The following is a 24,003-nucleotide window of genomic DNA, read 5'->3' on the forward strand; positions in this document are numbered from 1 at the left end:
ACGTCCGGGCGCGGCTGGAGCGGAACGGCGTCGAAGCGCTGCACGACGAACTCGCAGCCTCCGATCCGCGGGCGGCCGAGCGCTTGAACCGTCGCGATCGCACGCGCATTGCGCGCGCGCTCGAAGTGGTCGAAGCCACCGGCCGTTCGCTGCTGGACTGGCATCATGAGGGCCAGCCGCCGCTCTTGCCCAAGGACAGTTTTCGGGCGGTGTTCCTCGCGCCCGAGCGCGACGAGCTCTATGCGCGCATCGACGCCCGCTTCGACGCCATGTTGGGTGCCGGCGCGCTAGAGGAGGCGGTGCGTCTCGCCGCCCGAAACCTCGATCCGCTGCTGCCGGCGATGAAGGCTCATGGCGTGCCGGCGCTAATCCGGCATCTGCGCGGTGAGCTCAGCCTGGAGCAGGCGGCGACCATCGGCCGCGCCGACACCCGCCACTACGCCAAGCGGCAGTTCACCTGGTTCCGGCACCAATTGCCCGAATTCGAGTGGGTGAAGCCGGGGGAGATTCGGGGCTGGCTGGCGGCGATCGTGAACGCGGCGCGGGACCAAGGCTGACACGCTTTTGTGCCTCGGCTCCCGAATTTACCTCTCGCCCAACCCCGGGAACACCGCTACACTGCCAAAATCGCGCGGGAACGGCCGCATTGCCTTGACATCGGGGCGCTGGCCGCTATGTTTCGCGCAACCTTTGGGAAGCCGGGCACCTGCCATGCGTAACATTATTACCAAACTCCTTATCGCCGTCGTACCCAGGCACACCGCCGGGGGTGGCTAGCTGCCATCCACATGACAGGCGGTGTGCATGGGCCCTCTTCGGGGCCTTTTTTATTTCCGAAAACCCGACACGAACGAAGCCGCTGACAACAGCGCATCCGGAGCAAGCCAATGAGCGACAAGAGCCACGATCCGAACCAGATGACCGGCGCCGCGATGATCGTCCGCGCGCTCATCGATCATGGCGTGACCGACATTTTCGGCTACCCCGGCGGCGCGGTGCTCCCGATCTACGACGAGATCTTCCAGCAAAGCGAGGTCCAGCACATCCTGGTTCGGCATGAGCAGGGCGCGGGCCACGCCGCCGAGGGCTATGCGCGTTCGACCGGCAGGCCGGGCGTTGCACTGGTGACCTCCGGCCCCGGCGCCACCAACATGGTGACGCCGCTCACCGACGCGCTGATGGACTCGATCCCGCTGGTCTGCATCTCCGGCCAGGTGCCGACGCACCTGATCGGCAACGACGCGTTCCAGGAATGCGACACCGTCGGCATCACGCGCCCCTGCACCAAGCACAACTGGCTGGTGCGCGACGTCAACGATCTCGCAAAGGTGCTGCACGAGGCGTTTTACGTTGCGACCACGGGTCGGCCGGGCCCGGTGCTCGTCGACGTGCCCAAGGACGTGCAGTTCGCGACCGGCACCTATCATCCGCCGCGCAAATCCGACGTGCATCGCTCCTACGCGCCGCGCGTGAAGGGCGATGCGACGCAAATCCGCAAGGCCGTCGCGCTGCTCGCAGGCGCCAAGCGCCCCGTGATCTATAGCGGCGGCGGCGTGATCAATTCCGGTCCCGAGGCGACCAGGCTGCTGCGCGAGCTGGTCGAGGTCACCGGCTTTCCGATCACCTCCACCCTGATGGGCCTCGGCGCATATCCCGCCTCGGGCAAGAGCTGGCTCGGCATGCTCGGCATGCACGGCACCTATGAAGCCAACATGACCATGCATGATTGCGACGTCATGCTGTGCGTCGGCGCGCGCTTCGACGACCGCATCACCGGCCGCGTCGATGCGTTCTCGCCGGGGTCGAAGAAGATCCACATCGACATCGACCCGTCTTCGATCAACAAGAACATCCGCGTCGACGTGCCGATCATCGGCGACTGCGGCAACATCCTCGGCGACATTCTCCAGGTGTTCAAGGCGGAGGCGAAGAAGCCCGACATCAAGGCCTGGTGGCAGCAGATCGCGCAGTGGCGCGCCCGCAACTCGCTCTATTTCAGGAAGAGCAACGACGTCATCCTGCCGCAGCATGCGATCCAGAGCCTGTTCGAGGCGACGCGCGGCAAGGACACCTACATCACCACCGAGGTCGGTCAGCATCAGATGTGGGCCGCGCAGTTCTACGGCTTCGAGGAACCGCATCGTTGGATGACCTCGGGCGGTCTCGGCACCATGGGCTACGGCCTGCCGGCCGCGGTTGGCGTGCAGGTTGCCCATCCCGACAGCCTCGTCATCGACATCGCGGGTGATGCCTCGGTGCAGATGACGATGCAGGAGATGTCGACGGCTGTGCAGTACGAGCTGCCGATCAAGATCTTCATCCTGAACAACCAGTACATGGGCATGGTGCGGCAGTGGCAGCAGCTGCTCCATGGCAACCGCCTGTCGCATTCCTATTCGGAGGCGATGCCGGACTTCGTCAAGCTCGCGGAAGCCTACGGCGGCGTCGGCCTCCAGGTGCACAAGCCCGGTGATCTCGACGGCGCCATCCAGGAGATGATCTCGGTCAAGCGCCCGGTGCTGTTCGACTGCCGCGTCGCGTCGCTGGAAAACTGTTTCCCGATGATCCCCTCCGGCAAGGCGCACAACGAGATGCTGTTGCCGGAGCAGGCCAACGACGAAGCCACCGCGAAGGCGTTCGCCGGCGGTAAGGCGCTGGTGTGAGCGTGATGTTCGACCTGAACGAGCTCGAACGCGCACATGCGATCGTGGGGCAGGCGGTGCCGGCAACGCCGGCGCACGCCTGGCCGCTGCTCGCCGAGCGGCTCGGCACGCAGGTCGTGGTCAAGCACGAGAATCACACGCCGACGGGCGCCTTCAAGGTGCGCGGCGGGTTGGTCTATCTCGATCGGCTGAAGCGCGAACGGCCGAACATTCCGGGCATCATCTCGGCGACGCGCGGCAATCATGGCCAGAGCCTCGCCTTTGCGGCGAGCCGCCATGGCGTAACTGCCGTGATCTATGTGCCGCGCGGCAATTCGGTCGAGAAGAACCGCGCGATGAAGGCGTTCGGCGCCGAACTCGTTGAGCACGGCGAGGACTTTCAGGCCGCACGCGAGGAAGCCGGACGCCACGCGCAGTTCGCCGGGCTGCACATGGTGCCGTCGTTCCATACGGACCTGGTGCTGGGCGTGGCGACCTATGCGCTCGAATTGTTCCGGGCCGCGCCCGATCTCGACATCCTCTATGTGCCGATCGGGCAAGGCTCGGGGATCTGCGGCTGTATCATGGCGCGCGATCTGCTCGGCCTGAAGACCGAGATCGTGGGCGTGCAGTCGACCGAGGCGCCGTCCTACGCGCTGTCGTTCGCGGCGGGTCAGGTGGTGACCACCGAGACCAGCAACACGCTCGCGGACGGCATGGCGACGCGGATTCCCGATCCGGAAGCGCTCGCGGTCATCCTCAAGGGCGCCTCGCGTATCGTCCAGGTGACGGACGATGAAATCGCGCTCGCGATCCATGCGCTCTGGACCGACACGCACAATCTCGCCGAAGGCGCCGGCGCCGCCGCGCTCGCCGCGGCGCTTCAGGACAAGACAGGATTGTCGGGCAAGCGCGTCGGTCTCGTGCTGTCCGGCGGCAATATCGATTTCGATCTGTTCCGCGGTTGGGTCGGGACGGATGCGCCGGTCGCTCATCAGGCGACGGCGTAACGACGAGAATGAAGGGGACGACAATGAACCAGCCCGCATCTGCCTATTTCATCGAGGAGCGCCACGACCCGAACGAGACGCATACGCTTTCGGTGCTCGTGCAGAACGAGCCCGGCGTGCTCGCGCGCGTCATCGGCCTGTTCTCGGGGCGCGGCTACAACATCGAGAGCCTCACGGTCTCGGAGACCGAGAGCCAGAAGCATCTCTCGCGCATCACTATCGTCACCACGGGTACGCCCATGGTGATCGAGCAGATAAAGCATCAGCTCGACCGCATGATCCCGGTCTATCGCGTCGTCGACATGACGCTGACCAAGCGCTCGATCGAGCGCGAGCTGGCGATGGTCAAGGTACGCGGGCAGGGCGAGCATCGCGTCGAGGCGCTGCGGCTGGCGGACGCGTTCCGCGCCCGCGTGATCGATGCCACCACCGAGAGCTTCGTGTTCGAGATCACAGGCAATACAGACAAGATCAATCAGTTTATCGACCTGATGCGTCCGCTTGGCCTTGTCGAAGTGTCGCGCACCGGTGTTGCCGCGATTGGTCGCGGGCCTGAGGGAATGTGAGCCATGCTGGCGCGCGACTGGTATTACAACGAGCGGAACCGGATGGGGATCGGGCCTGCAGTGGCCTCGATCTACGACAGTCATGACGATGCCGATCTACGGGCGCGCGCCGCGCTGAAAATGCTCGGCGTCCAGCGCGGCTGGCGCATTGCCGATATCGGTTGCGGCAACGGCGTGCTCGCGACCGAGGCGGCGCTGATGGGCGCCGAGGTCGATGCCATCGACATCTCGCCCGCGATGCTGGCGCTCGCCGAGATCTACGCGCGCGACCGCAAGGCGCCCGTGCGCACGCAGTCCGCCGGCCTGCTCAGCTTCGCCTACCGGCCGGAATCCTATGACCTGATCGTCAGCGAGTTCACGCTGCACCATCTGCCGGATTTCTGGAAGGCGGTAGCCATGTCGCGGATCTATCGCGCGCTCAAGCCCGGTGCCACTTTCTATTTGCGCGACATCGTCTACGCCTCGATGCCCGATGCCGTCGAGCGCGACGTTGACCAATGGGCCGACTTTGAGATCAAGAACCACGATGTCCCGCGTGAAAGCGTCGTCACCCACATGCGCGACGAGTATTCCACTTTCGGCTGGGTCATGGAGCGGATGCTGACCGACGTCGGCTTCACGCTGGTCTCGGCCGATTACCACGCCCCGATGCACGGCACCTATCTGCTGCGGAAACCCAATTCCTCCACGTAACGGCCGGCGAGCAAGGCTCGACCAGAACAACAAACAGGGCTGCACGACAGGGCAGAACCGGGAAGGACAATGAAGCCGGCCGACATCCTCATCGCCATCCTGGTGGCGGTCATCTGGGGGCTTGCCTTCGTGGCGAGCCGGATCGCGCTCGACGAATTTTCGCCGGAGCTGATGACGGCGATGCGCTTCACCATTGCCGCGGTGCCGTGCCTATTCATCCGCAAGCCCAAAGTCGCCTGGTCGCTCCTGATCGCGATCAGCTTCACGCTCTTTCTCGGCCAATTTCTGAGCCAGGCCTATGGCATCGCCCATGGCGTGCCGGTGGGGCTGACCAGCGTCGTCGTGCAGAGCCAGGCGCTGTTCACGATCGGCTTTGCCGCGATCGCATTCGGTGAGCGGCCGACGCCGGTGCAGACGCTGGGCATCGTCATCGCAGCCATCGGCCTTTTGATGATCTGCGGCACGGTCGGCTATGATTTCAGCGTCGGTGCCTTCGCCGTGCTGATGATCGCGCCGGTCAGCTTTGCGGTCGGCAATGTCCTGCTGCGCGGCGCCCGCGGCGTGCCGATGTTCGATCTGTTCGCCTGGTTGTGCCTCGCCACCGCGGTGCCGCTGTTCGCGCTCACGCTGGTCGTCAACGGACCAACGCCGACCTGGCAGTCGCTGATCCACATGTCGCTCACCGGCCTCATTTGCCTGCTGTTGATCGGCGGCATCTCCACCAGCATCGCCTATTGGCTGTGGGGCCGGCTGCTACGTGACTATCCCCCTGCGCAAGTGGTGCCGTTCGCGCTGCTGGTGCCGTTCGTCGGCTCGGCTGCGTCCAGCATCGTGTTCGGCGAGCGGTTCGGCCCGCTGCGTCTCGCCGGCATGCTCACCGTGATCGGCGGTATCGCGGTGATGGTGCTCGCGAAGCGTCCGCAAGTCCTGCCGAAGACCGCGTGAGGTGACTATGGCCTATTCGCTCTTCTATGCCTTCCTCGCCTTTATGGTCGTGATGTATTTCACGCCCGGGCCGAACAACATCATGCTGCTGGCCTCGGGCCTGACCTACGGCTTTCGGCGCACCATCCCCCACATCGCCGGTATCGTCATCGGCTTTGCTTTCATGATCGCCGCCGTGGGTCTCGGGCTCGGCACAGTGTTTCTGGCCTATCCGATCCTTCAGACCATCCTGAAATACGCCGGCGCGGTCTATCTGATTTACCTTGCCGCCGTGATTGCTTTGTCCGGCCCGACCACGCCGGACGGCGAGACCGGCCGCGGCCCGATGACCTTCTGGGGCGCGGCGATGTTCCAGTGGATCAACGCCAAGGGCTGGGTGATCGTGATCGGCACAATCACCGCCTACGCGGCGATTGCCCGATTCCCCATCAATATCGCGATCCAGACCCTGGTCAGCCTACTCGTCGGCGCGGTCTCGACCGTGGTCTGGGTCCTGTTCGGCACTGCACTACGGCCGGTGCTGACCTCCGAGCGGCTGGTCCGCGCCTTCAACATCCTGATGGCGATCCTGCTGCTGGCGTCTCTCTACCCCGTCGTTATGGATGCATGATGCCTCAGCTTTCCATGCAGAAACGGGTTTCCCAGGGGGCCGAAAATGCTCTAGACAGCCCCCGAAATCCGCAAATTTCACCGTCCGAGACCTGACCGACAAGACCTGACCAACGGCCGATTCCGGCCCCTGAACGAGGAAACGACCATGCGTGTTTATTACGATCGCGACGCCGACCTGAACCTGATCAAGGGCAAGAAGGTCGTCATCGTCGGCTATGGCAGCCAGGGCCACGCCCATGCGCTGAACCTGAAGGATTCCGGCGTCAAGGACGTGGCGATTGCGCTCCGCAAGGGTTCGGCCTCGGCCAAGAAGGCGGAAGCTGCCGGCTTCAAGGTGATGGAAGTCGCCGAGGCCGCCAAATGGGCCGACCTGGTCATGATGCTGACCCCGGACGAGCTCCAGGGCGACATTTACCGCGAGCACCTGCACGACAACATGAAGAAGGGCGCCGCCCTCGTCTTCGCGCACGGTCTCAACGTCCACTTCAACCTGCTCGACCCGCGCGCCGATCTCGACGTTCTGATGATCGCGCCGAAGGGCCCCGGCCACACGGTGCGTTCGGAATACCAGCGTGGCGGCGGCGTGCCCTGCCTGATCGCGATCGCCAAGGACGTCTCGGGTAACGCCCACGACCTCGGCCTGTCCTACGCCTCCGCCGTCGGCGGCGGCCGTGCTGGCATCATCGAGACCACTTTCAAGGAAGAATGCGAGACCGACCTGTTCGGCGAGCAGGTCGTGCTCTGCGGCGGCCTGGTCGAGCTGATCAAGGGCGGCTACGAGACGCTGGTCGAAGCCGGCTACGCCCCGGAGATGGCCTATTTCGAGTGCCTGCACGAAGTGAAGCTGATCGTCGACCTGATCTATGAAGGCGGCATCGCCAACATGAACTACTCGATCTCCAACACCGCGGAGTACGGTGAGTACGTCACCGGCCCGCGCATCGTCACCGACGAGACCAAGAAGGAGATGAAGCGGGTTCTGAACGACATCCAGTCCGGCAAGTTCGCCCGCGACTGGATGCTCGAGAACAAGGTCAACCAGACCTCGTTCAAGGCGACCCGCGCCAAGCTCGCCGAGCACCCGATCGAGGAAGTCGGCGCCAAGCTGCGCGACATGATGCCCTGGATCAAGAAGGGCGCGCTGGTCGACAAGTCGAAGAACTAAGCGGCCGTTCGGATGCGGCGTATCGGTTGCGCCGCATCCGGACACGCGAGCGAAAACACAAGCTTCGCTCGCCAAACCAATTCTTAAATCTTCGCGATTATATTCGAGCGAGATCGCAACCAGCGGTCTCGCTCTTTTCGTCTCGCGCGAAGCATTGCTGCTTCATTCAAATTCTTCGCGAGCTGAAGTGCTCCCTGAGCATGAAGAACTGACGCTTAAACCACATTCTTGGTCTCGCGTTGTTTTCGGAATTTCTCAGAAGCTCCCGATCCTCAAAAGCCCAGCGTCTTCAGGGTCAAGGATTCGGCTCTTCATCCATACCTTCAGGATGCAATCAATCGCACGTCGCGAGGTTCGCACCTCGCCTTCAACTTAAGAACTGACACCCGCGGCGTCTCCTTGAGCGGTGGACGGCATTGCGCCCCGGCACCTTTCGCCTGCATGATCGCGGGAGCTCTTGGGGAGGAAGATCATGCGATCCGTCGTCGTCACCGGCGCGTCCACCGGCATCGGCTGGGCCATTGCGAAGTTTCTGATCGGGCGCGGCTATCGTGTTTTCGGTAGTGTCCGCAAGCAGGCCGATGCGGATCGGCTCATGGGTGAATTCGGTACGAACTTCACGGCGCTGCTGTTCGACGTCACCGACGAGGCGGCGGTCCTCGCGGCTGCGCGAAAAGTCCGCGAGGCGCTGGGCGGCGAGACGCTGGCCGGTCTCGTCAACAACGCCGGCGTCGCGGTCGCCGGTCCCGTGCTCGAATTGTCGGTCGACGACTTTCGCCGGCAGATGGAGATCAACGTCATCGGCCCGGTCATCGCGACGCAGGCCTTTGGGCCGCTGCTGGGCGCCGACCCGTCGCTGGAGGGACCGAAGGGCCGGATCGTGATGATCAGCTCGGTCGCGGGCAAGAACGGCAATCCGTTGTCGGCGCCTTACTGCACCTCCAAGCATGCCATCGAAGGTCTGTCGGAGAGCTTGCGCCGCGAATTGATGCTGTTTGGCATCGACGTCATTATCGTCGCACCCGGCGCCGTCAAGACGCCGATCTGGAGCAAGGCCGAGCAGATCGATCTTTCGGTCTACCAGAACTCGCCTTATCTGCCGGCGCTGAACAAGGTCATGGCGTTCATGATGAAGCTCGGCGAGACCGGGCTGCCGGCCGAGCGGATTGCCGAGGTCGTTTTCGAGGCGCTCACCGCCGAGAGGCCCAAGGTTCGCTACCAGATCACGCCGGACCGGATGCGGCATTTGATGACGGCCACGCTGCCCAAGCGTGTGGTCGACCGCATCATCGCCAAGCGGCTCGGGCTGCTGCCGCAGGGCTGAGCCTCCGAGGTGAGACCATTGCCGGACAGGTGATCAATTTCCGATCGTGGGAGCGTCTTGAGATGCCGGCTTATGTGATTTTCGACGTCGAGATCAGGGATTTGCAGCAGTACCAAAGCTTCATGTTGGGCGTGAAGCCCGCCCTGGAGGCCGCTGGAGCTCGATATCTGGCGCGAGGGGGCGCCCACAAGGTCTACGAGGGAGACTGGCAGCCCCGCAGGATCGTTCTGCTGGAATTCCCATCCGTCGCAGCCTGGGAGGCATTTTACACAGGCGCGACCTACCAGGGTCTCAAAGCGGTCCGGGACGCTTGCAGTTCTGCCCGCCTGGTCAGCGTCGAAGGCCTCGACTAGACGGCAAGTCGGTTCTGCACTGCGGGATTTGCCCTAGGGACGAATTGGGCCCGGAGACCGATCGGCTTCCGCTAACATTAAGCGAAGGTCGGACCGCGACACGCGTTGCTTGTCCGTGACCGTTCAATTACAGTTTTATGACACGGTGCAGGCCTTCCGGCTGCGCCGAACGCCGCAGGCCCGGTCAGCCGGCTCGGCATCACCGTGCCGGACCAGCAGTTGCGTGTCGTCGATGGCGTCCGCGCCCAATCCAGGTCCTTCTGCCACGACCGCCGTGCTGGCAAGCGTCGCTGCGCTCGGCATCTGGCGGCTGCTCGCGGTTGCAGCGCCGCATCTCGCGGCGCTCGTCCTGATGTACGAGACCGAGACGGATTTCGGCGCACGGCTCTCCTTCGTGCTGGCCTGGGGCATCCTCAACTTCTTCTGGATCGCGCTGCTGCGGCGGCCGGCGCTCTCGGGTGCGCTGTCGCTGACTATGGTCGTGGTGCTGGTGCTGCTGTCACGGCTGAAGCACGACGTCGTGCAGATGACGGCCAACTTCATCGACCTGATGATGATCGACCGCGACACGGTGGCGTTCCTGTTCACGATCTTCCCGAATTTGCGCTGGTCGGTGATCGGGGCCGGCCTGGTCACGCTGCCGCTGATGTATGCGCTGTGGTGGCTCGACCCATTCCGCATCCGTAGGCTACCGGCGCTCGCCTCGATGCTCGCCTGCCTCGCCGCGCTGGTCGGCTATTCGCTCCACCATCCGGACGAGGCTTGGCGCGGCTATTACGACGACGGCTATCTCTCGAAGTTCTTCCGCTCCGGCGTCAGCGCGGTCTCCGACTTCGCGCAATACGGCTTCATGGAGTCGGCCGCTTCGACCAACGAACGGCTCAACATGCCGCTGGTCGATGCCTGCCATCCTGCCGGCCGGCGGCCGAACATCATCATGGTCCATGATGAATCGAGCTTCGACATCCGCGCCGCGCAGGGCATCAAGGTGCCGGCCGGCTACGGCAGCCATTTCAAATCCTGGGACGGCAAGGAGCGCGCGTTCCTGGCCGAGAGCAATGGCGGGCCGAGCTGGTTCACCGAATACAACGTGCTCGCGGGGTTGTCGTCGCGCTCGTTCGGCCGCTTCGCCTATTTCGTGACGCGCATTGCAACAGGCCGTGTCGAGCGCGGCCTGCCGCTGGCGCTGCGCCGCTGCGGCTACGACACGATGTCGCTGTACCCCGCCTATGGCGGCTTCATGGCCGCGCGCAGCTTTCAGGTGACGACCGGCATCGAACGCTTTCTCGACTCCAAGGATCTCGGCGCCAAGGATGTCGAGCCGGATAGCTTCTTCTACGACAAGGCGCTCCGGCTGATGGGCGAGCGGACGCCGAACAAGCCGCTGTTCACCTTCATCTATCTCGGCGCCAATCATTTCCCCTGGGAGACGCGCTTCCGCCCGGATCTGCTGCCGAACTGGCGCGCACCGGGCAATGTGCCGTCCATCGACGAGTACCTGCGGCGGCAGGCGATGAGCGCCGAGCAGTACAACGCTTTCCTCGCGGGCTTGAAGAAGAAATTTCCCGGCGAACCCTTCCTGATCGTGCGCTACGGCGATCATCAGCCGGAATTCGCGCCCGGTATCCTCGAGCCCGGGCTCGACGAGGGCGCTCTCGGCAAGAAGCTCGACGCCTACGACGCACGTCTCTACGCGACTTACTACGCGATCGACGCCGTCAATTTCGAGCCGGTGAAAAGCGAGGCCGTGATGGACACGGTCGACGGCCCGTATCTGCCGCTGGTTATCCAGGAAGCCGCCGGCATCCCGCTCGATCCGTCCTTCGCCGAGCAGAAGGAGATCATGCTCCGCTGCAAGGGCATATTCTACGGATGCAAGGACGGGGCCGAAGCGCGCCGGCTTAACCGGCTGCTGATCGATGCGGGGATGATCAGGGGGCTGTAGCGTCTCTCCAACGTCGTCCTGGCGAAGGCCAGGACGACATCGAACGAATGGCGCGGCTACCGCCCACCCACCTTCTCCCACAGCCATTTCGCCACTGCATCCGGCGACGAATTCGCGTCATTGCCGGCGGCGCGCAAATTAGCTTCGCGCATGGTCGCGATGTCGATCTTGCCGAGCAGCGGCTTCACCGCGGCCCGCAGCCGTTCGTCGCCGGCGCGCTTTGGGGCCAGCAGCAGGATCGCATCGTAGGGCGGGATCGCGTGCCTGGGATCGTCGAGCGCAACGAGATCGTATTTTGCGATCAACCCGTCGCTGGTGTAGCCGGCGATGACATCGACCTCGCCGCTGGCGACGGCCGCATACATGAAGTCCGGCTGCATCTGGCGCTGGGCGCGGAACGAGAGGCCATAGGCCTTTTGCAGCGCCGCCCATTCGGGTCGCGAGAAAAACTCATAGTCGCCGGCGATCGACAGGGTCGAAGCATGCGCGGCGAGATCGGCGATGGTGCGGATGCCAAGCGCCTCGGCGCGCTTCTTCGGGATCACCAGCGCATAGGCGTTCTCGAAACCGAGCTCGCCGAGCAGGGTGATGTTCTCCTTCGCAAGCGTTGTCTGCAGCTCCGCCAACAGCTCCGCGCGCGGCTTGATGTCCGTGCGGTGAAGCTGATTGGCCCAGAGCGTGCCGGAATAATCGACGTAGAGATCGATATCGCCGGCTTTCAACGCCTCGAAGATCACGCTTGAGCCGAGACCGGAGCGTGCGACGGCGGCGAGACCGGCGGCCTGAAGCCGGTCCCGCATCAGCGCCGACAGCACATACTGCTCGGCGAACGTCTTGGCGCCGACGACATAGTTCTGTGACGAGCGCCCCATCGTCGGCACCAATGTTGCGGCGACCAGTGCCGCGATCCCGGCCGCGCCAAGCGCCGCACGCACGCGGCTGCGCCAGCGCAGGCCGCTCTCGACCAGGCCGAGCAGTTGATCGACGGCGAGCGCCAGCAGGGCCGAGGCAAAGCAGCCGAACAGCACGAACACCCAGTTCTGGGTCTGGAGCCCGGCAAAGATGTAATTGCCGAGGCTGGTCTGCCCGATCGGGGTCGACAGCGTCGCGGTGCCGATCACCCACACCGCGGCGGTGCGGATCCCCGCCATCATGACCGGCAGCGCCAGCGGCAGTTCGACCATCACCAGCGACTGCCGCGCGGTCATTCCGACGCCTTTGGCAGCCTCTATCAGCGCGGGATCGATGCCGTTGAGGCCGGTGATGCCATTGCGCAGCACCGGCAGCATCGAATAGAGCGCCAGCGCCAGCATCGCCGGCAGGAAGCCGAAAGCGGAGAAGGAGACGCCGAACCAGGCCAGCGCCACGGAGGCCGCGAGCAGCAGGAGCGGATAGAACAGCGCGAGCAGCGCCAGCCCGGGCACCGTCTGCACGATGCTGGCGAGCGCGAGCAGCACAGCGCGCGGCGTGGGACGGTTGCGCGTCAGAATCGCCAGCGGCAGGCTGACGATCAGGCCGAGCGCAAGCGCGGCGAGACTCACCCGCACGTGGTTGCCGAGATAGTCGGGCAAATGCGCCAGCGCTTCGCCCCAACGCGGATCCGTGAAAAGGCTCATGCCGCCCCGCCCTTTAGCAGCAGCGCGTTCAATCGCTCGACCTGGCGTCGCGGCGTCCGCAGCAGCTCCAGCACGTAGGCGTCGCTGCTTTTCGAGAGCTCCACTGGCGTGCCCTGCGCCAGCAGCTTCCCGCTGCGCATCACCGCGATGCGGTCGGCGAGCAGGATCGCTTCCGTCATGTCGTGGGTGATCATCACGGTGGTCAGGCCGAGCTTGCGGTGCAGCTCGCGAAAATCGTCGCCGAGCGCATCGCGGGTAAGGGGATCGAGCGCGCCGAATGGCTCATCCATCAGCACGATGCGGGGCCTTGCCGCAAGCGCCCGCGCCACGCCGACACGCTGGCGCTGGCCGCCCGAGAGCGCATCCGGCAACCGCCCGCGATGGGCGGCCCGGTCGAGCTGCACGAGCTCGAGCAACTCATCGACCCGTGTTGCGATATCCGCTGCCGAGACGCCGAGCAGCTTCGGCGTGATCCCGATATTGTCGGCGACGCTCAGATGCGGGAACAGTCCGCCGCTCTGGAAAACGTAGCCGATGCGGCGCCGCAGCGCGACCGGATCGACGGATTGCACGTCGTCGCCCTCGACCGTGATCGTGCCCCCATCCGCCTCGATCAGGCGGTTGGCGAGCCGCAGCAGCGTCGTCTTGCCCGAACCCGAGCCGCCGACGACGGCTACAAATTCGCCTTCGGCGATGTCGAGTGACACATCGTCCACGGCCTTGAGCGCGCCGAAGCTCTTGGTGACGTGGGCATAGCCAATCATCGGCCTGGACGGCATCGGGCGGGGCTCACTGCGCTGACCCGCCCCAGGGAAGGGAGGGGGAAGGGAGGGGATGACAAGGCCCATGCGTAGCACGCTTGGCGGCTTGATTGAACTTGGTCGCGCGAGCGGCTAAGGCATCGGGCCAAGTTCGGAGGAAGCATATGATAACGCCTACGGCAGTGGCGCTGGAAGATGCCAAGGTCGCGTTCCAGTTGGGGGACGGGCGGGTCTATACGGCGGTGGAGAAGGCGCATCTGACGGTGGCGCAGGGCGAGTTCGTCGCCATCGTCGGCCCGACCGGCTGCGGGAAATCAACACTGCTCAACGTCGCGGCCGGGCTGCTGAAGCCGGCTGCGGGGAGCGTCAGGATATTCGACCAGCCACTTGCCGGGCTGAACCGGGACGCCGGCTACCTGTTCCAGGCCGATGCGCTGTTCCCCTGGAAGACCGCGCTCGACAACGTCGCGATCGGGCTCGAAGTCAGCGGCACGCCGCGCAGCGAGGCACTGCCGCGGGCGCAGAAATGGCTGACCTCGGTCGGCTTGGGTGCCTTCGCCAACCGCTATCCGCACATGCTCTCGGGCGGCCAGCGCAAGCGCGTGGCGCTGGCGCAGGTGCTGATCCGCGATCCAAAGATCCTGCTGATGGATGAGCCGTTCGGACCGCTGGATGCACAGACCCGGCAGGTGATGGGCAACCTGTTGCTCGACCTCTGGAACGCTGACCGCAAGGCCGTGCTGTTCGTCACCCATGATCTGGAAGAGGCGATCGCGCTCGCCGACCGCGTCGTGATCATGTCGGCGGGGCCGTCCTCCCGCATCATCGGCGACTGGCGCGTGAGCCTGCCGCGCCCGCGCGACATTTTCGAAGTGCGGCTGGACAAGGAATTCCATGCGCTTCATCGCGAGATCTGGAGCGTGCTCAAGGACGAGGTCATGAAGGGCTATGCGCAGTCCACGCAAGCGGCGGAGGCGGTCTGATGTCGCGCGTCACGCTGCTTACGCTGCAAGTGCTGGTCGCGGTGGTCTGCCTCGCGCTGTGGCAATTGCTGTCGACCGTGCCCGTGTTCGGCAAGATCCTGCTGCCGCCGTTCTTCTTCTCCAATCCGGTCGATGTCTTCGCCCAGATCGTCAAATGGTTCTCGTCCGGTGTGATCTGGAAGCATCTCGGCATCACGCTGACGGAATCGATCCTGGCCTTCGTGATCGGATCGGCCGGCGGTGTGCTGATCGGCTTCTGGTTCGCGCGCCAGCCGCTGGTCGCCGCGGTGTTCGATCCCTACGTCAAGATGGTCAACGCTCTGCCGCGTGTGGTGCTGGCGCCGATCTTCGCGCTGTGGCTTGGGCTGGGCATCTGGTCCAAGGTCGCGCTCGGCGTGACGCTGGTGTTCTTCATCGTGTTCTTCAACGTCTATCAGGGCGTCAAGGAGGTCAGCCGCACCGTGCTGGACAACGGCCGCATGCTCGGCATGAGCGAGCGGCAGCTGATGCAGCACGTCTATTGGCCTTCGGCGCTGTCGTGGATGTTCTCCTCGCTGCACACGTCGGTCGGTTTTGCCGTGGTCGGTGCCGTCGTCGGCGAGTATCTGGGATCGGCGGCGGGGCTCGGCTACCTCATTCAGCAGGCCGAGGGCATATTCGACGTCGCCGGCGTCTTCGCCGGCATGTTCGTGCTGTCGGCCTTCGTCATCCTGATCGATTTTGGCGTGACATTGGTGGAGCGGAGACTGCTGGTCTGGCGCCCGACCGTGGACGGGCGTGGCTAAGCCGCGAGGGGCCCGCGCACCGCGCGAGCCCCGGATCGCGAAAGCTCAATCCAGCAGCTTGGTGTCATCGGGGGCCTGCGGCGGCGTCTTGATCGCGATCGCCTTGACCTGTCCGCTGATCGGCTTGGTGCCGCCATGCGGCGTCCCCTTCGGGATGATGACGAGGTCGCCCGGCTTCACCGTGACCTCCTTGTCGCCGAACCAGATCGTGCCGGTGCCCTCTAAGATGTACTGGATCTCGTTGGTGTTGGGATGCATGTGCTTGGGCACATTGCCGACCTGGATCGAGATGGTGGCGCCATCGGCGCTTGCGAACGTCTTGGAGCGGTAGCCGACGGCGTTGGCATTCCCGAGCGCGTCGCCCTCCATCTCGCCGGTGTGGATGATCTGCGGAGGGATGTTCTCCGCGGCGAGCGCCGGCCGCAGCAGGTGGGTTGCGCCGCATCCGGCGGCAAAAGCGGTGGCGATCGACAGTCCGATTGCAAGGCGATTCATGGATGATCCTCCCCATCAAGAATTGTTCTTGTGGGCTTCATGCTATTGCGCCGAAAGGCCGATGGCCAGCGCCTTCGGTCCTGCTTCTCAAGCCAGCCCGGCTGCTTTATGGTGCCGCCAGCCGAACGGAGGAAACCAATGAAGAACACGATAGCCAGGCTCGCGGGCGCGCTGCTCGCGCTGACGCTCACCACCGGTCTTGCCGCGGCGCAAAGCAAGGTCACGATCGCGATCGGCGGCGGCTCCTGTTTGTGCTATTTGCCGACGGTGCTGGCAAAGCAGCTCGGCGAATACGACAAGGCGGGTCTCGACGTTGAGCTCGTGGACCTCAAGGGCGGCTCGGACGCGCTCAAGGCCGTGCTCGGCGGCAGCGCCGACGTGGTCTCCGGCTATTTCGACCATTGCGTCAACCTCGCGGCCAAGAAGCAGGAGCTTCAGGCCTTCGTGGTCTATGACCGTTATCCCGGCCTCGTGCTGGTGGTTTCGCCGTCGCACACCAACGAGATCAAGTCGATCAAGGACCTCGCCGGCAAGAAGGTCGGCGTCAGCGCGCCCGGCTCCTCCACTGACTTCTTCCTGAAGTATATGCTGAAGAAGAATGGCGTCGATCCCGCCAGCACCGCCGTGATCGGCGTTGGCCTCGGCGCCACTGCGGTCGCCGCCATGGAGCAGGGCCAGATCGATGCGGCCGTGATGCTCGATCCCTCCGTGACCGTGCTCCAGGGCAGCCACAAGGATCTGCGCATCCTCTCGGACACCCGCACGCAAAAGGATACACTTGAGACGTTCGGCGGCGAATATCCGGGCGGCGCGCTGTACTCGACCGCGGCCTGGGTCGCCGGCCACGAGAAGGAGACGCAGGCGCTGACCAACGCGATCCTGGGCACGCTCGCCTGGATCCACTCGCACTCGCCCGAGGAGATCATGGCGAAGATGCCGGAGGAGACGGTTGGCAAGAACAAGGACCTCTATCTCGCGGCACTGAAGAACACGATCCCAATGTTCTCCGAGACCGGCAAGATGGACCCGAAGGGCGCCGACGCCGTGCTCGCGGTGTTCAGCGTTGGATCGCCCGAGGTCGCCAACGCCAAGATCGACGTCAGCAAGACCTTCACCAACAAGTATGTCGAGCAGGCCAAGAAGACCACGGGAAGCGTCAAATAACTGACGCGAAGGTGTGGTCATCAGGCGTCATGACGTCACCAATCATTCATCGGGTCACGACGCTTGAACTTGCCGTGCGGCCGATCGTCTGGGCGTTCGCGGAGGAGCGGCGCGCCGAGATCGCCACGCATTTCGCCGAGAAGCAGCGCGAGCGGCCAAAGATCTGGAACGGTCGCGTCCTGCTCGGGCGTGATGCAACGTTCGCCGACGGGCATCTTTCTGCGACCTATTTCGAGACCGATTTCGCGAGCTTCCTCGCCTGGCGCGATTGGGGTTTTCCCGACAAGGCCGTGTTCAACGGTTTTGGCATGGGCGCGTTGCGCGCCTCCGACGGCGCCTTCGTCATGGGTGAGATGGCGCAGCACACCGCCAATGCGGGCCGGATTTATTTCCCGTCCGGTACGCCCGATCTCGAAGACGTCAGGGGCCACACGCTGGACATTCCCGGCAGCGTGATCCGCGAACTCGAGGAAGAGACCGGCCTGACCGCCGCCGACTATCGGGTCGAGCCGGACTGGCACTGCGTCGTCACCGGCCCGACGATTGCGATGTTGCAAATCGTCAACCTGGACATGCCGGGTGATGTGGCGCGTGCGCGGATCGAAGCCAATCTGGCGGACGAGGCCGAGCCAGAGCTCTCGGCCATTCATCTCGTGCGCGGGGTGAGCGATCTCACGCCGTCCATGCCGCGATTTGTCACGGCCTTCGTCGAGCAGCAGTTCGCGTTGCGCTGATGCGCGAGGCTTGACATCGCTGCGCTCAGCCCATGTGATGGGCGAAAATATAAAACCAAAAAGAATGCAATGCACAATCGTCCAGGGAGGTTTTGATGCGCGTGCGCATGGCTGCCCGTTTGGTACGTGGGCTGTTGGTCGCGGTATCGGCGACAGGCTTGGCGCTGTCCGCCCAGGCCCAGGATCAAGGCAAAGAGAAGAAGATCAAGATCGGCGTCGTTTTCGATCTGACCGGGCCTCTCGCCGGCGGTGGCTCTGAACTCGGCTATATCGGCGCAAAGATCATTCTCGACCATTTCGCCAAGACCGGCGTCGAGGGTTACAAGATCGAAGCGGTCTATGCCGATGCGCAAAGCAAGCCCGACATCGCGATCAACGAATCCGTCCGCCTGCTCGAGCAGGAAAAGGTCGACATGGTGCTCGGCTTCTTCTCCTCGGCGCAATGTGTGCCGGTCGCGGCCCGCGTCGAGCAGCTCAAGAAGTTCATGTGGATGACGACTTGCATCTCGTCGGCCGTGTTCAACGAGAAGGGTTACAAATACGTCTTCCGCCCGCAGGCGAGCGGCGACCAGTTCGGCATGATGACCATGGATTTCATCGCGCAGAATGCCAAGGCGAAGTTCGACAAGGAGCCGAAGGATCTGCGCGTCGCCATCATTCACGAAGACGGCGCCTATGGCGTCGACGTGTCCAGGGGCAACGAGGCCGGCGCGAAGAAGGCGGGATTCAACGTCGTGATGAAGGAGGGTTATTCAGCCACCGCGCCTGACCTCTCCGCGCTGGTGACCAAGCTGAAGCGCGCCAAGCCTGATGTCATTTTCCACACTGGCTACAACCCTGATATCACGCTGTTGCTGCGTCAGGCGCGCGAGCAGGGGCTGAAGTTCGGCGCGCTGATGGGGCACGGCGCGGGTTACGGCGTCTATGAAAAACTGAAGGAAGGCATGGGAGCCGATGCCACCTACATCTTCAACACAGACCCGATCTCGATCTGGCTTGCCAACCAGAAGACCATGGATCCCAAGCTCCCGCCTGTGATCAAGATGGTTGGCGAGGAATTCGACAAGATCCGGCCCGGCGTCGCGATCCGCTCGGCGCATGTCGGCATCGGTGCGTCCAACACCTATGTGTTCATGAATGACGTGCTGCCGCGCGCGATCAAGAAGTATGGCGGGGTCGATCCGGATGCGCTGCGCAAGGCTGCCCTCGATACTGATATTCCCGAAGGGGGCACCATGCTCGGCTTCGGCGTGAAGTTTTACGGCGAGGGCACGCCGATGGCCGGGCAGAACGAGCGCTCGTTCCCGGTCGTGATCCAGTACATCGACGACAAGTCCTCCGTGGTGTGGCCCAAGAGTCAGGCGCAGCGCGAGGCTGTGCTGCCGCTGCCGAAGGGCACCACCTACAGCAATCAGTAGCGCAAATGCGCGCAGAGAGGAGAGCGGGACGGTGCTGGAAGTCAGCGGGCTGGTGAAGCGGTTTGGTGGCTTCACCGCCGTCAACAATGTGTCGTTCAAAGTCGATCAGGGCGAGATCCTCGGCCTGATCGGCCCCAACGGCTCGGGCAAGAGCACGATCTTCAATATGCTCTCGGGTACACTGGCGCCGACGTCCGGTTCGATCCTGTTCGACGGCTCCGAGATCGCGGGCCTTCCGCCGCACCGGATCATCAACAGCGGCATCGGCCGCACCTTCCAGATCCCGCGACCATTCCGCCGCCTGACGATCTTCGAGAACGTCGCGCTCGCCGGATTCTATGGCCAGGGCCGCCACAGCCGTGCCAGGGCCGAGGAGGCGGCCGAGCGCTCGCTGGCGATGGTCGGCTTGCCGACCGATCGCCATGCCAGCGTCGACGGCCTCGGCGCAGCCGGCCTGAAAAAGCTCGAACTGGCGAAAGCACTCGCCACCACGCCCAAACTTCTGCTGGCCGATGAGAGCCTCGGCGGCCTCGACGAGGCCGAGATGGGGCAGGCGGCTAACATGCTCCGCAACATCCGCGACGAGCTCGGCATTACCATCATCTGGGTCGAGCACATCATGGGCGTGCTGATGCGCGTCGTCGATCGCGTCATGGTGCTCGATCACGGCGAGAAGATCTCGGAAGGTTTGCCGAGTGCCGTTGCCGGCGATCCCCGTGTCATCGAGGTCTATCTCGGCACCGATGCCGAGACCACGCAGGCTGCGGCCGCCGCAGCGCGCCGCCGCGCGGGGGTGCAGTGATGTTGGAGCTCCGCGGCGTCAATGCCGGCTATGGTACCTTCCAGGCACTGTTCGACGTCGATCTCGACGTGAGGGCGGGTGAGGCCGTCGGCGTCATCGGTCCCAACGGGGCCGGCAAGACCACCCTGATGCGCGTCATCTCCGGCCTGATCCGCCCCTCGCGTGGGGCGATCAGAATGGAAGCCGTCGACGTCGTGGCCACGCCGCCGCACAAGATCGTCAGCCTCGGGATCGCGCATGTGCCGGAGAACCGGCGGCTGTTTCCGCAGCTCTCGGTCGACGACAATCTCAAGATGGGCGCCTTCATGCAGGAGGCGCGCGGCCACTATGCCGAGCGGCTGGACGTGGTGTTCGAGCTGTTTCCGCGCCTGAAGGAGCGCCGCCACCAGATGGCGGGCACCATGTCCGGCGGCGAGCAGCAGATGTGCGCGATCGGCCGCGCGCTGATGTCGAATCCAAAGCTGCTGCTGCTCGACGAGCCGTCGGCGGGGCTCGCGCCGGTCGTGGTGCAGCAGGTGTTCGAGCTGGTGAAGCGGATCCGCGCCAGCGGGCTGACCGTGCTGATCGTCGAGCAGAATGTGCAGCAGGTGCTGAAAGTGGTCGATCGCGCCTATCTGATCGAGGCGGGTACGATCAGGTCCTCAGGCACCTCGGCCGAGATGCTGGCGAGCGACACGGTCAAGGAAGCGTATCTCGGGGTGTGAGGTTCATGCAGGCATGCAAGCATTTCTGGACATTTTCGACATCTACCTGCTGGAGGCCGTGATCAACGGCATCCTGCTCGGCGGCGTGCTGGCGTTGCTCGCGCTCGGGCTCAATTTGATCTTCGGCGTCATCGACGTGACCTGGATCTGCTACGCAGAGCTGGTGATGATCGGCATGTACGCCATGTACTTCCTGGTGCAGTATTACGGCATCAGCTATTTCGTCGCCGCGCCGCTCACCATCCTGCTGGTCGCGGTGCTCGGCGCGGCGCTGCATTACCTCGTGATCGCGCCGCTGCTCACGGCGCCGCCAATCAACCAGTTGCTGGCGACCGGCGGGGTGCTGTTCGTGCTGCAGAGCTTTGCCACGGTCGCCTTCGGCATCGACTTCCGTAACCTCGGCATCCGCCTGCCGGTGCTCGCCTTCGGCGACATGAATTTCAGCTACGCGCGACTGCTGTCCTTCCTGGCCGCGCTGGTCGGCATGGTCGCGGTCTATCTGTTCATGACGCGGACCTTCACAGGGACCGCGATCCGGGCGATCTCGCAGGACCGGCAGATCATGGCGCTGATGGGCGTCGACACGAAGCGGATCTATCTCATTACCTCTGCGATCGGCGGGGGGCTGGCCGGGCTCGCAGCATGCCTGCTGGTTCTGCAATATGACGTGCATCCCTTCGTCGGCCTGTCGTTCGGCCCGATCACCTTCCTGATCTGCGTGCTCGGGGGCCTCGGCAATTTCATCGGCGGCTTCATCGCCGCCTTCGTGTTCGCCGAGATCATCTCGCTCGGCGGCCTGTTCTCCGATCTCGAATGGGGCTATGTGCTTGCCTTCGCGTTCTTCATCGTCATGATGTTCATCCGGCCCGCGGGCCTGCTCGCGAGGCGCCGATGATGGGGCGGGGACGGCTTGCAGCCTGGGGGATCGGATTGGCGGCGCTGGTCGCGCTGCCTTTCGTCTATCGCGATCCCTATCATCTGCACATCCTGGTGCTGATCCTGATCTGGTCGTTCGCCTATACGTCCTGGTCGATGATGGGGCGGTTCGGCCTCGTCTCGCTCGGCCACGGCGGTTTCATGGGAATCGGCGCGTATGTCACCGCGCTACTCTGGAATCACCTGGGCTGGTCGCCCTGGATCGGCATCCCCATCGGCATGGTCGCGGCCGGCGCGCTGGCGCTGATCGTCGGCTATCCCTGTTTCCGCTTCCGCATCACCGGGCACTATTTCGTGCTGGTGACGCTCGCGCTCTCCGGCATCGTGCTCCAGGTCATTACGGCGACGCGCGACTACACCGGCGGCTCGCTCGGCTACACGCCGAACCGGGCCGCGGGCAACAAGCTCTGGTCGCTGCAATTCGACGACAAGATCACCTGGTACCTGATCGCGCTCGGGGTCTGGCTTTTCGGCATCGTGGTCTGGCACTGGGTCGACCGCAGCATGGCCCGCTATGCGCTGGAGGCGATCTCGGAGGACGAGGACGCCGCGGCCGCCGCCGGCGTCGACGTCACCGCGGAGAAGCTGAAGATCACGCTGCTCAGCGCGCTGATGACGGCATTGGCCGGCGCGCTCTACTGCCAGTACCAGATGTTCATCACGCCTGATACCGTCAGCGGCATCGCGGTGTCGCTCCAGATGGTGTTCGCGGCCATCGTCGGCGGCCTGTTCGTCTCGCTCGGCCCGACCTTCGGCGCTATCATCACGATTATGCTGGCCGAGACCCTGCGCATCGGCTTCGGCACCAAGGCGGTCGGCTGGGACAATCTCGTCTACGGCGTGTTGCTCGTGCTTTTCATCATATTCCTTCCCAAGGGTATCCTTGGTAGCTTGCTCGACCGATTGAAGCCGCAACGCAAGGTGTCCCGCGCTCATGAGCAAGAAGTCGTCCAAATCGCTCGCCCAGGAACTTGACCGCTACATCACGCCGTTCCGCTACGATGGTTCGGGCAAGTTTCATCTCAAGGATCACAAGACCAACGAGAAGGGCGACCTCGACAAGGAGAAGGCCCAGGAGATTCTCGATGCCAACATGAAGCGGCTGATCGCGTTTCAGGAGAAGCTCTACGCCCAGGACCGCTGGTCGGTACTGATCGTGTTCCAGGCGATGGACGCCGGCGGCAAGGATTCCGCGATCAAGGCGATCTTCGAGGGGATCAATCCGCAGGGCTGCGAGGTCAGTGCCTTCAAGGCGCCGAGCAGCAAGGAGCTCGATCACGATTTCCTCTGGCGCCACGTGGTCGCGCTGCCGGAGCGCGGGCATATCGGCATCTTCAACCGCTCCCATTACGAGGAATGCCTGGTGACGCGCGTGCATCCGGAGGTCCTCGCCAAGGAGAAGCTGCCGTCAATGCTCGTCACCAAGAACATCTGGAAGGAGCGGTTCGAGGACATCTGTGCGTGGGAGCGCTATCTCGCGCGCAACGGCACCGTGGTGCTGAAGTTCTTCCTCAACCTGTCCAAAGACGAGCAGCGCGAGCGCTTCCTCGACCGGCTGGAGGATCCGTCCAAGCAGTGGAAGTTCTCCATGGACGACATTAAGGAGCGCGCGCTGTGGCCGCGCTACCAGGCGGTCTATCAGGACATCGTCCGGCACACGGCAACGCCTCATGCGCCGTGGTATGTCGTGCCGGCCGACCACAAATGGTTCGCGCGCGTCGTGATCGGGTCGGCCATCGTCGCGGCGCTCGAAAAGCTCGATCTGCGCTTCCCTCGCGCCGACAAGGCCTCGGCGGGTGAATTCGACGAGGTGCGCAAGGCGCTGGAGAAGGAGGAGAAGGCGGGCAAGAAACAAAAACGCGAAAACAACCCCATGCACAGTAGCCGGGGATAACGAAATCAATGACTTGAAGGTCAGCGCGAGCGCTTGCGGATTTAACGAAATCGTTTGACTCGTCGGGCAAAACAGGGGCATGATGTGATCATCCCCAAATTCCTCAGTACTCGCGTCCACCGGTAGCAGAAGCGTTCTACATTGGCGGGAAGGGCGGCCTCGCAATTCGCCCACTTCTCGCATTTCGCTGCAAGCGAATCCGTCGCAGTCAGATGGAACGCGCCCTCAAATGTGATTTGCGCGCCGTTGATCTTGCTTGACAGTTCTTCGTCACGGGAGGACCATCTCAATGGTCGCAAACAAGCGACGCGCAACGTCCACATCAAGAGCAAGGGGAGGTCTATGACACCACCTCCGCAGATCCAGCCGCGTTAAGTGCGATGGAGCTCGTTCGGACTATCGCATAGCGGCAGAAAACCGCGAACGGCACGCCGGGCCAAGGTTTAGAGGGCTGCA

At 63.9% G+C, this 24,003-nt stretch carries 24 protein-coding genes; 21 read left to right on the forward strand and 3 right to left on the reverse strand.

Translation table 11 applies throughout. The features are described 5' to 3' along the window. The 11 genes from IVB32_RS24815 to IVB32_RS24865 form a co-directional block, all read left to right on the forward strand. On the forward strand, nt 1–557 hold a 557-nt coding region (locus IVB32_RS24815), incomplete at its 5' end, for a tRNA dimethylallyltransferase (RefSeq protein WP_276576782.1). Between the two features lie 330 nt (nt 558–887). Further along, nucleotides 888–2,663 (forward strand): acetolactate synthase 3 large subunit, encoded by a 1,776-nt coding sequence (locus IVB32_RS24820; protein ID WP_018454341.1) that lies wholly within the window; start codon nt 888–890, stop codon nt 2,661–2,663. Between the two features lie 5 nt (nt 2,664–2,668). Next, nucleotides 2,669–3,652, forward strand: coding sequence for a threonine dehydratase (locus IVB32_RS24825; RefSeq protein ID WP_026232715.1), 984 nt, complete (start codon nt 2,669–2,671; stop codon nt 3,650–3,652). Nucleotides 3,653–3,675: 23 nt separating this feature from the next. Further along, nucleotides 3,676–4,218 carry an acetolactate synthase small subunit gene (gene ilvN / locus IVB32_RS24830; RefSeq protein ID WP_007613340.1) on the forward strand — a complete coding sequence of 181 codons (543 nt, stop codon included), beginning with the start codon at nt 3,676–3,678 and terminating at the stop codon, nt 4,216–4,218. A 3-nt stretch (nt 4,219–4,221) separates the two neighbouring features. Then, the gene (locus tag IVB32_RS24835; RefSeq protein ID WP_007613338.1) at nt 4,222–4,911 is read left to right on the forward strand and encodes a class I SAM-dependent methyltransferase; all 690 of its coding nucleotides are present in this window, start codon (nt 4,222–4,224) and stop codon (nt 4,909–4,911) included. A gap of 69 nt (nt 4,912–4,980) precedes the next feature. Further along, complete coding sequence (locus IVB32_RS24840) at nt 4,981–5,856, forward strand: EamA family transporter (protein WP_018454343.1); 876 nt, start codon at nt 4,981–4,983, stop codon at nt 5,854–5,856. 7 nt (nt 5,857–5,863) lie between these two features. Continuing rightward, nucleotides 5,864–6,466, forward strand: coding sequence for a LysE family translocator (locus IVB32_RS24845; RefSeq protein WP_018454344.1), 603 nt, complete (start codon nt 5,864–5,866; stop codon nt 6,464–6,466). Between the two features lie 147 nt (nt 6,467–6,613). Then, on the forward strand, nt 6,614–7,633 hold the full coding sequence (gene ilvC / locus IVB32_RS24850; protein WP_007600992.1) for a ketol-acid reductoisomerase: 1,020 nt from the start codon (nt 6,614–6,616) through the stop codon (nt 7,631–7,633). Nucleotides 7,634–8,105: 472 nt separating this feature from the next. Then, nucleotides 8,106–8,957: an SDR family oxidoreductase gene (locus tag IVB32_RS24855; RefSeq protein ID WP_018454345.1), complete on the forward strand. Its 852-nt coding sequence runs from the start codon at nt 8,106–8,108 to the stop codon at nt 8,955–8,957. Nucleotides 8,958–9,019: 62 nt separating this feature from the next. After that, entirely contained in the window at nt 9,020–9,310 is a 291-nt protein-coding gene (locus tag IVB32_RS24860) for a DUF1330 domain-containing protein (RefSeq protein WP_018454346.1), read from the forward strand. Between the two features lie 232 nt (nt 9,311–9,542). Beyond that, nucleotides 9,543–11,255: a sulfatase-like hydrolase/transferase gene (locus IVB32_RS24865; RefSeq protein WP_018454347.1), complete on the forward strand. Its 1,713-nt coding sequence runs from the start codon at nt 9,543–9,545 to the stop codon at nt 11,253–11,255. A 56-nt stretch (nt 11,256–11,311) separates the two neighbouring features. Here IVB32_RS24865 and IVB32_RS24870 read toward each other — a convergent pair whose 3' ends face one another. Then, complete coding sequence (locus IVB32_RS24870) at nt 11,312–12,871, reverse strand: glycine betaine ABC transporter substrate-binding protein (RefSeq protein WP_018454348.1); 1,560 nt, start codon at nt 12,869–12,871, stop codon at nt 11,312–11,314. Next, on the reverse strand, nt 12,868–13,650 hold the full coding sequence (locus IVB32_RS24875) for an ABC transporter ATP-binding protein (RefSeq protein ID WP_018454349.1): 783 nt from the start codon (nt 13,648–13,650) through the stop codon (nt 12,868–12,870). Before IVB32_RS24875 ends, IVB32_RS24870 begins: the two co-directional genes overlap by 4 nt. A gap of 146 nt (nt 13,651–13,796) precedes the next feature. Between IVB32_RS24875 and IVB32_RS24880 the strand changes: the two genes are divergently transcribed. Both IVB32_RS24880 and IVB32_RS24885 read left to right on the forward strand, forming a co-directional pair. Further along, nucleotides 13,797–14,615: an ABC transporter ATP-binding protein gene (locus tag IVB32_RS24880; RefSeq protein WP_026232716.1), complete on the forward strand. Its 819-nt coding sequence runs from the start codon at nt 13,797–13,799 to the stop codon at nt 14,613–14,615. Next, nucleotides 14,615–15,400, forward strand: coding sequence for an ABC transporter permease (locus tag IVB32_RS24885; RefSeq protein ID WP_018454351.1), 786 nt, complete (start codon nt 14,615–14,617; stop codon nt 15,398–15,400). The genes IVB32_RS24880 and IVB32_RS24885 overlap by 1 nt, the downstream gene beginning before the upstream one ends. A 45-nt stretch (nt 15,401–15,445) precedes the next feature. Here IVB32_RS24885 and IVB32_RS24890 read toward each other — a convergent pair whose 3' ends face one another. Beyond that, complete coding sequence (locus IVB32_RS24890; RefSeq protein ID WP_018454352.1) at nt 15,446–15,895, reverse strand: cupin domain-containing protein; 450 nt, start codon at nt 15,893–15,895, stop codon at nt 15,446–15,448. 138 nt (nt 15,896–16,033) lie between these two features. Here IVB32_RS24890 and IVB32_RS24895 point away from each other — a divergent pair, with 138 nt between their 5' ends. From IVB32_RS24895 to IVB32_RS24930, 8 genes are all read left to right on the forward strand, one after another. After that, on the forward strand, nt 16,034–17,059 hold the full coding sequence (locus IVB32_RS24895; protein ID WP_018454353.1) for an ABC transporter substrate-binding protein: 1,026 nt from the start codon (nt 16,034–16,036) through the stop codon (nt 17,057–17,059). A gap of 29 nt (nt 17,060–17,088) precedes the next feature. Continuing rightward, nucleotides 17,089–17,793 (forward strand): hypothetical protein, encoded by a 705-nt coding sequence (locus tag IVB32_RS24900; RefSeq protein ID WP_018454354.1) that lies wholly within the window; start codon nt 17,089–17,091, stop codon nt 17,791–17,793. Nucleotides 17,794–17,888: 95 nt separating this feature from the next. Beyond that, complete coding sequence (locus IVB32_RS24905; protein ID WP_247294813.1) at nt 17,889–19,211, forward strand: ABC transporter substrate-binding protein; 1,323 nt, start codon at nt 17,889–17,891, stop codon at nt 19,209–19,211. Between the two features lie 31 nt (nt 19,212–19,242). After that, on the forward strand, nt 19,243–20,013 hold the full coding sequence (locus IVB32_RS24910) for an ABC transporter ATP-binding protein (RefSeq protein ID WP_247411714.1): 771 nt from the start codon (nt 19,243–19,245) through the stop codon (nt 20,011–20,013). Continuing rightward, entirely contained in the window at nt 20,013–20,717 is a 705-nt protein-coding gene (locus IVB32_RS24915) for an ABC transporter ATP-binding protein (protein WP_018454357.1), read from the forward strand. Before IVB32_RS24910 ends, IVB32_RS24915 begins: the two co-directional genes overlap by 1 nt. 13 nt (nt 20,718–20,730) lie before the next feature. Further along, nucleotides 20,731–21,612: a branched-chain amino acid ABC transporter permease gene (locus IVB32_RS24920; RefSeq protein ID WP_018454358.1), complete on the forward strand. Its 882-nt coding sequence runs from the start codon at nt 20,731–20,733 to the stop codon at nt 21,610–21,612. Continuing rightward, nucleotides 21,609–22,628, forward strand: coding sequence for a branched-chain amino acid ABC transporter permease (locus IVB32_RS24925; RefSeq protein WP_026232717.1), 1,020 nt, complete (start codon nt 21,609–21,611; stop codon nt 22,626–22,628). The genes IVB32_RS24920 and IVB32_RS24925 overlap by 4 nt, the downstream gene beginning before the upstream one ends. Continuing rightward, complete coding sequence (locus IVB32_RS24930; RefSeq protein WP_018454360.1) at nt 22,588–23,547, forward strand: polyphosphate kinase 2 family protein; 960 nt, start codon at nt 22,588–22,590, stop codon at nt 23,545–23,547. Before IVB32_RS24925 ends, IVB32_RS24930 begins: the two co-directional genes overlap by 41 nt. Nucleotides 23,548–24,003 lie beyond the last annotated feature (456 nt).

Source organism: Bradyrhizobium sp. 23, from assembly GCF_023073295.1.
GTDB lineage: Bacteria > Pseudomonadota > Alphaproteobacteria > Rhizobiales > Xanthobacteraceae > Bradyrhizobium > Bradyrhizobium canariense_D.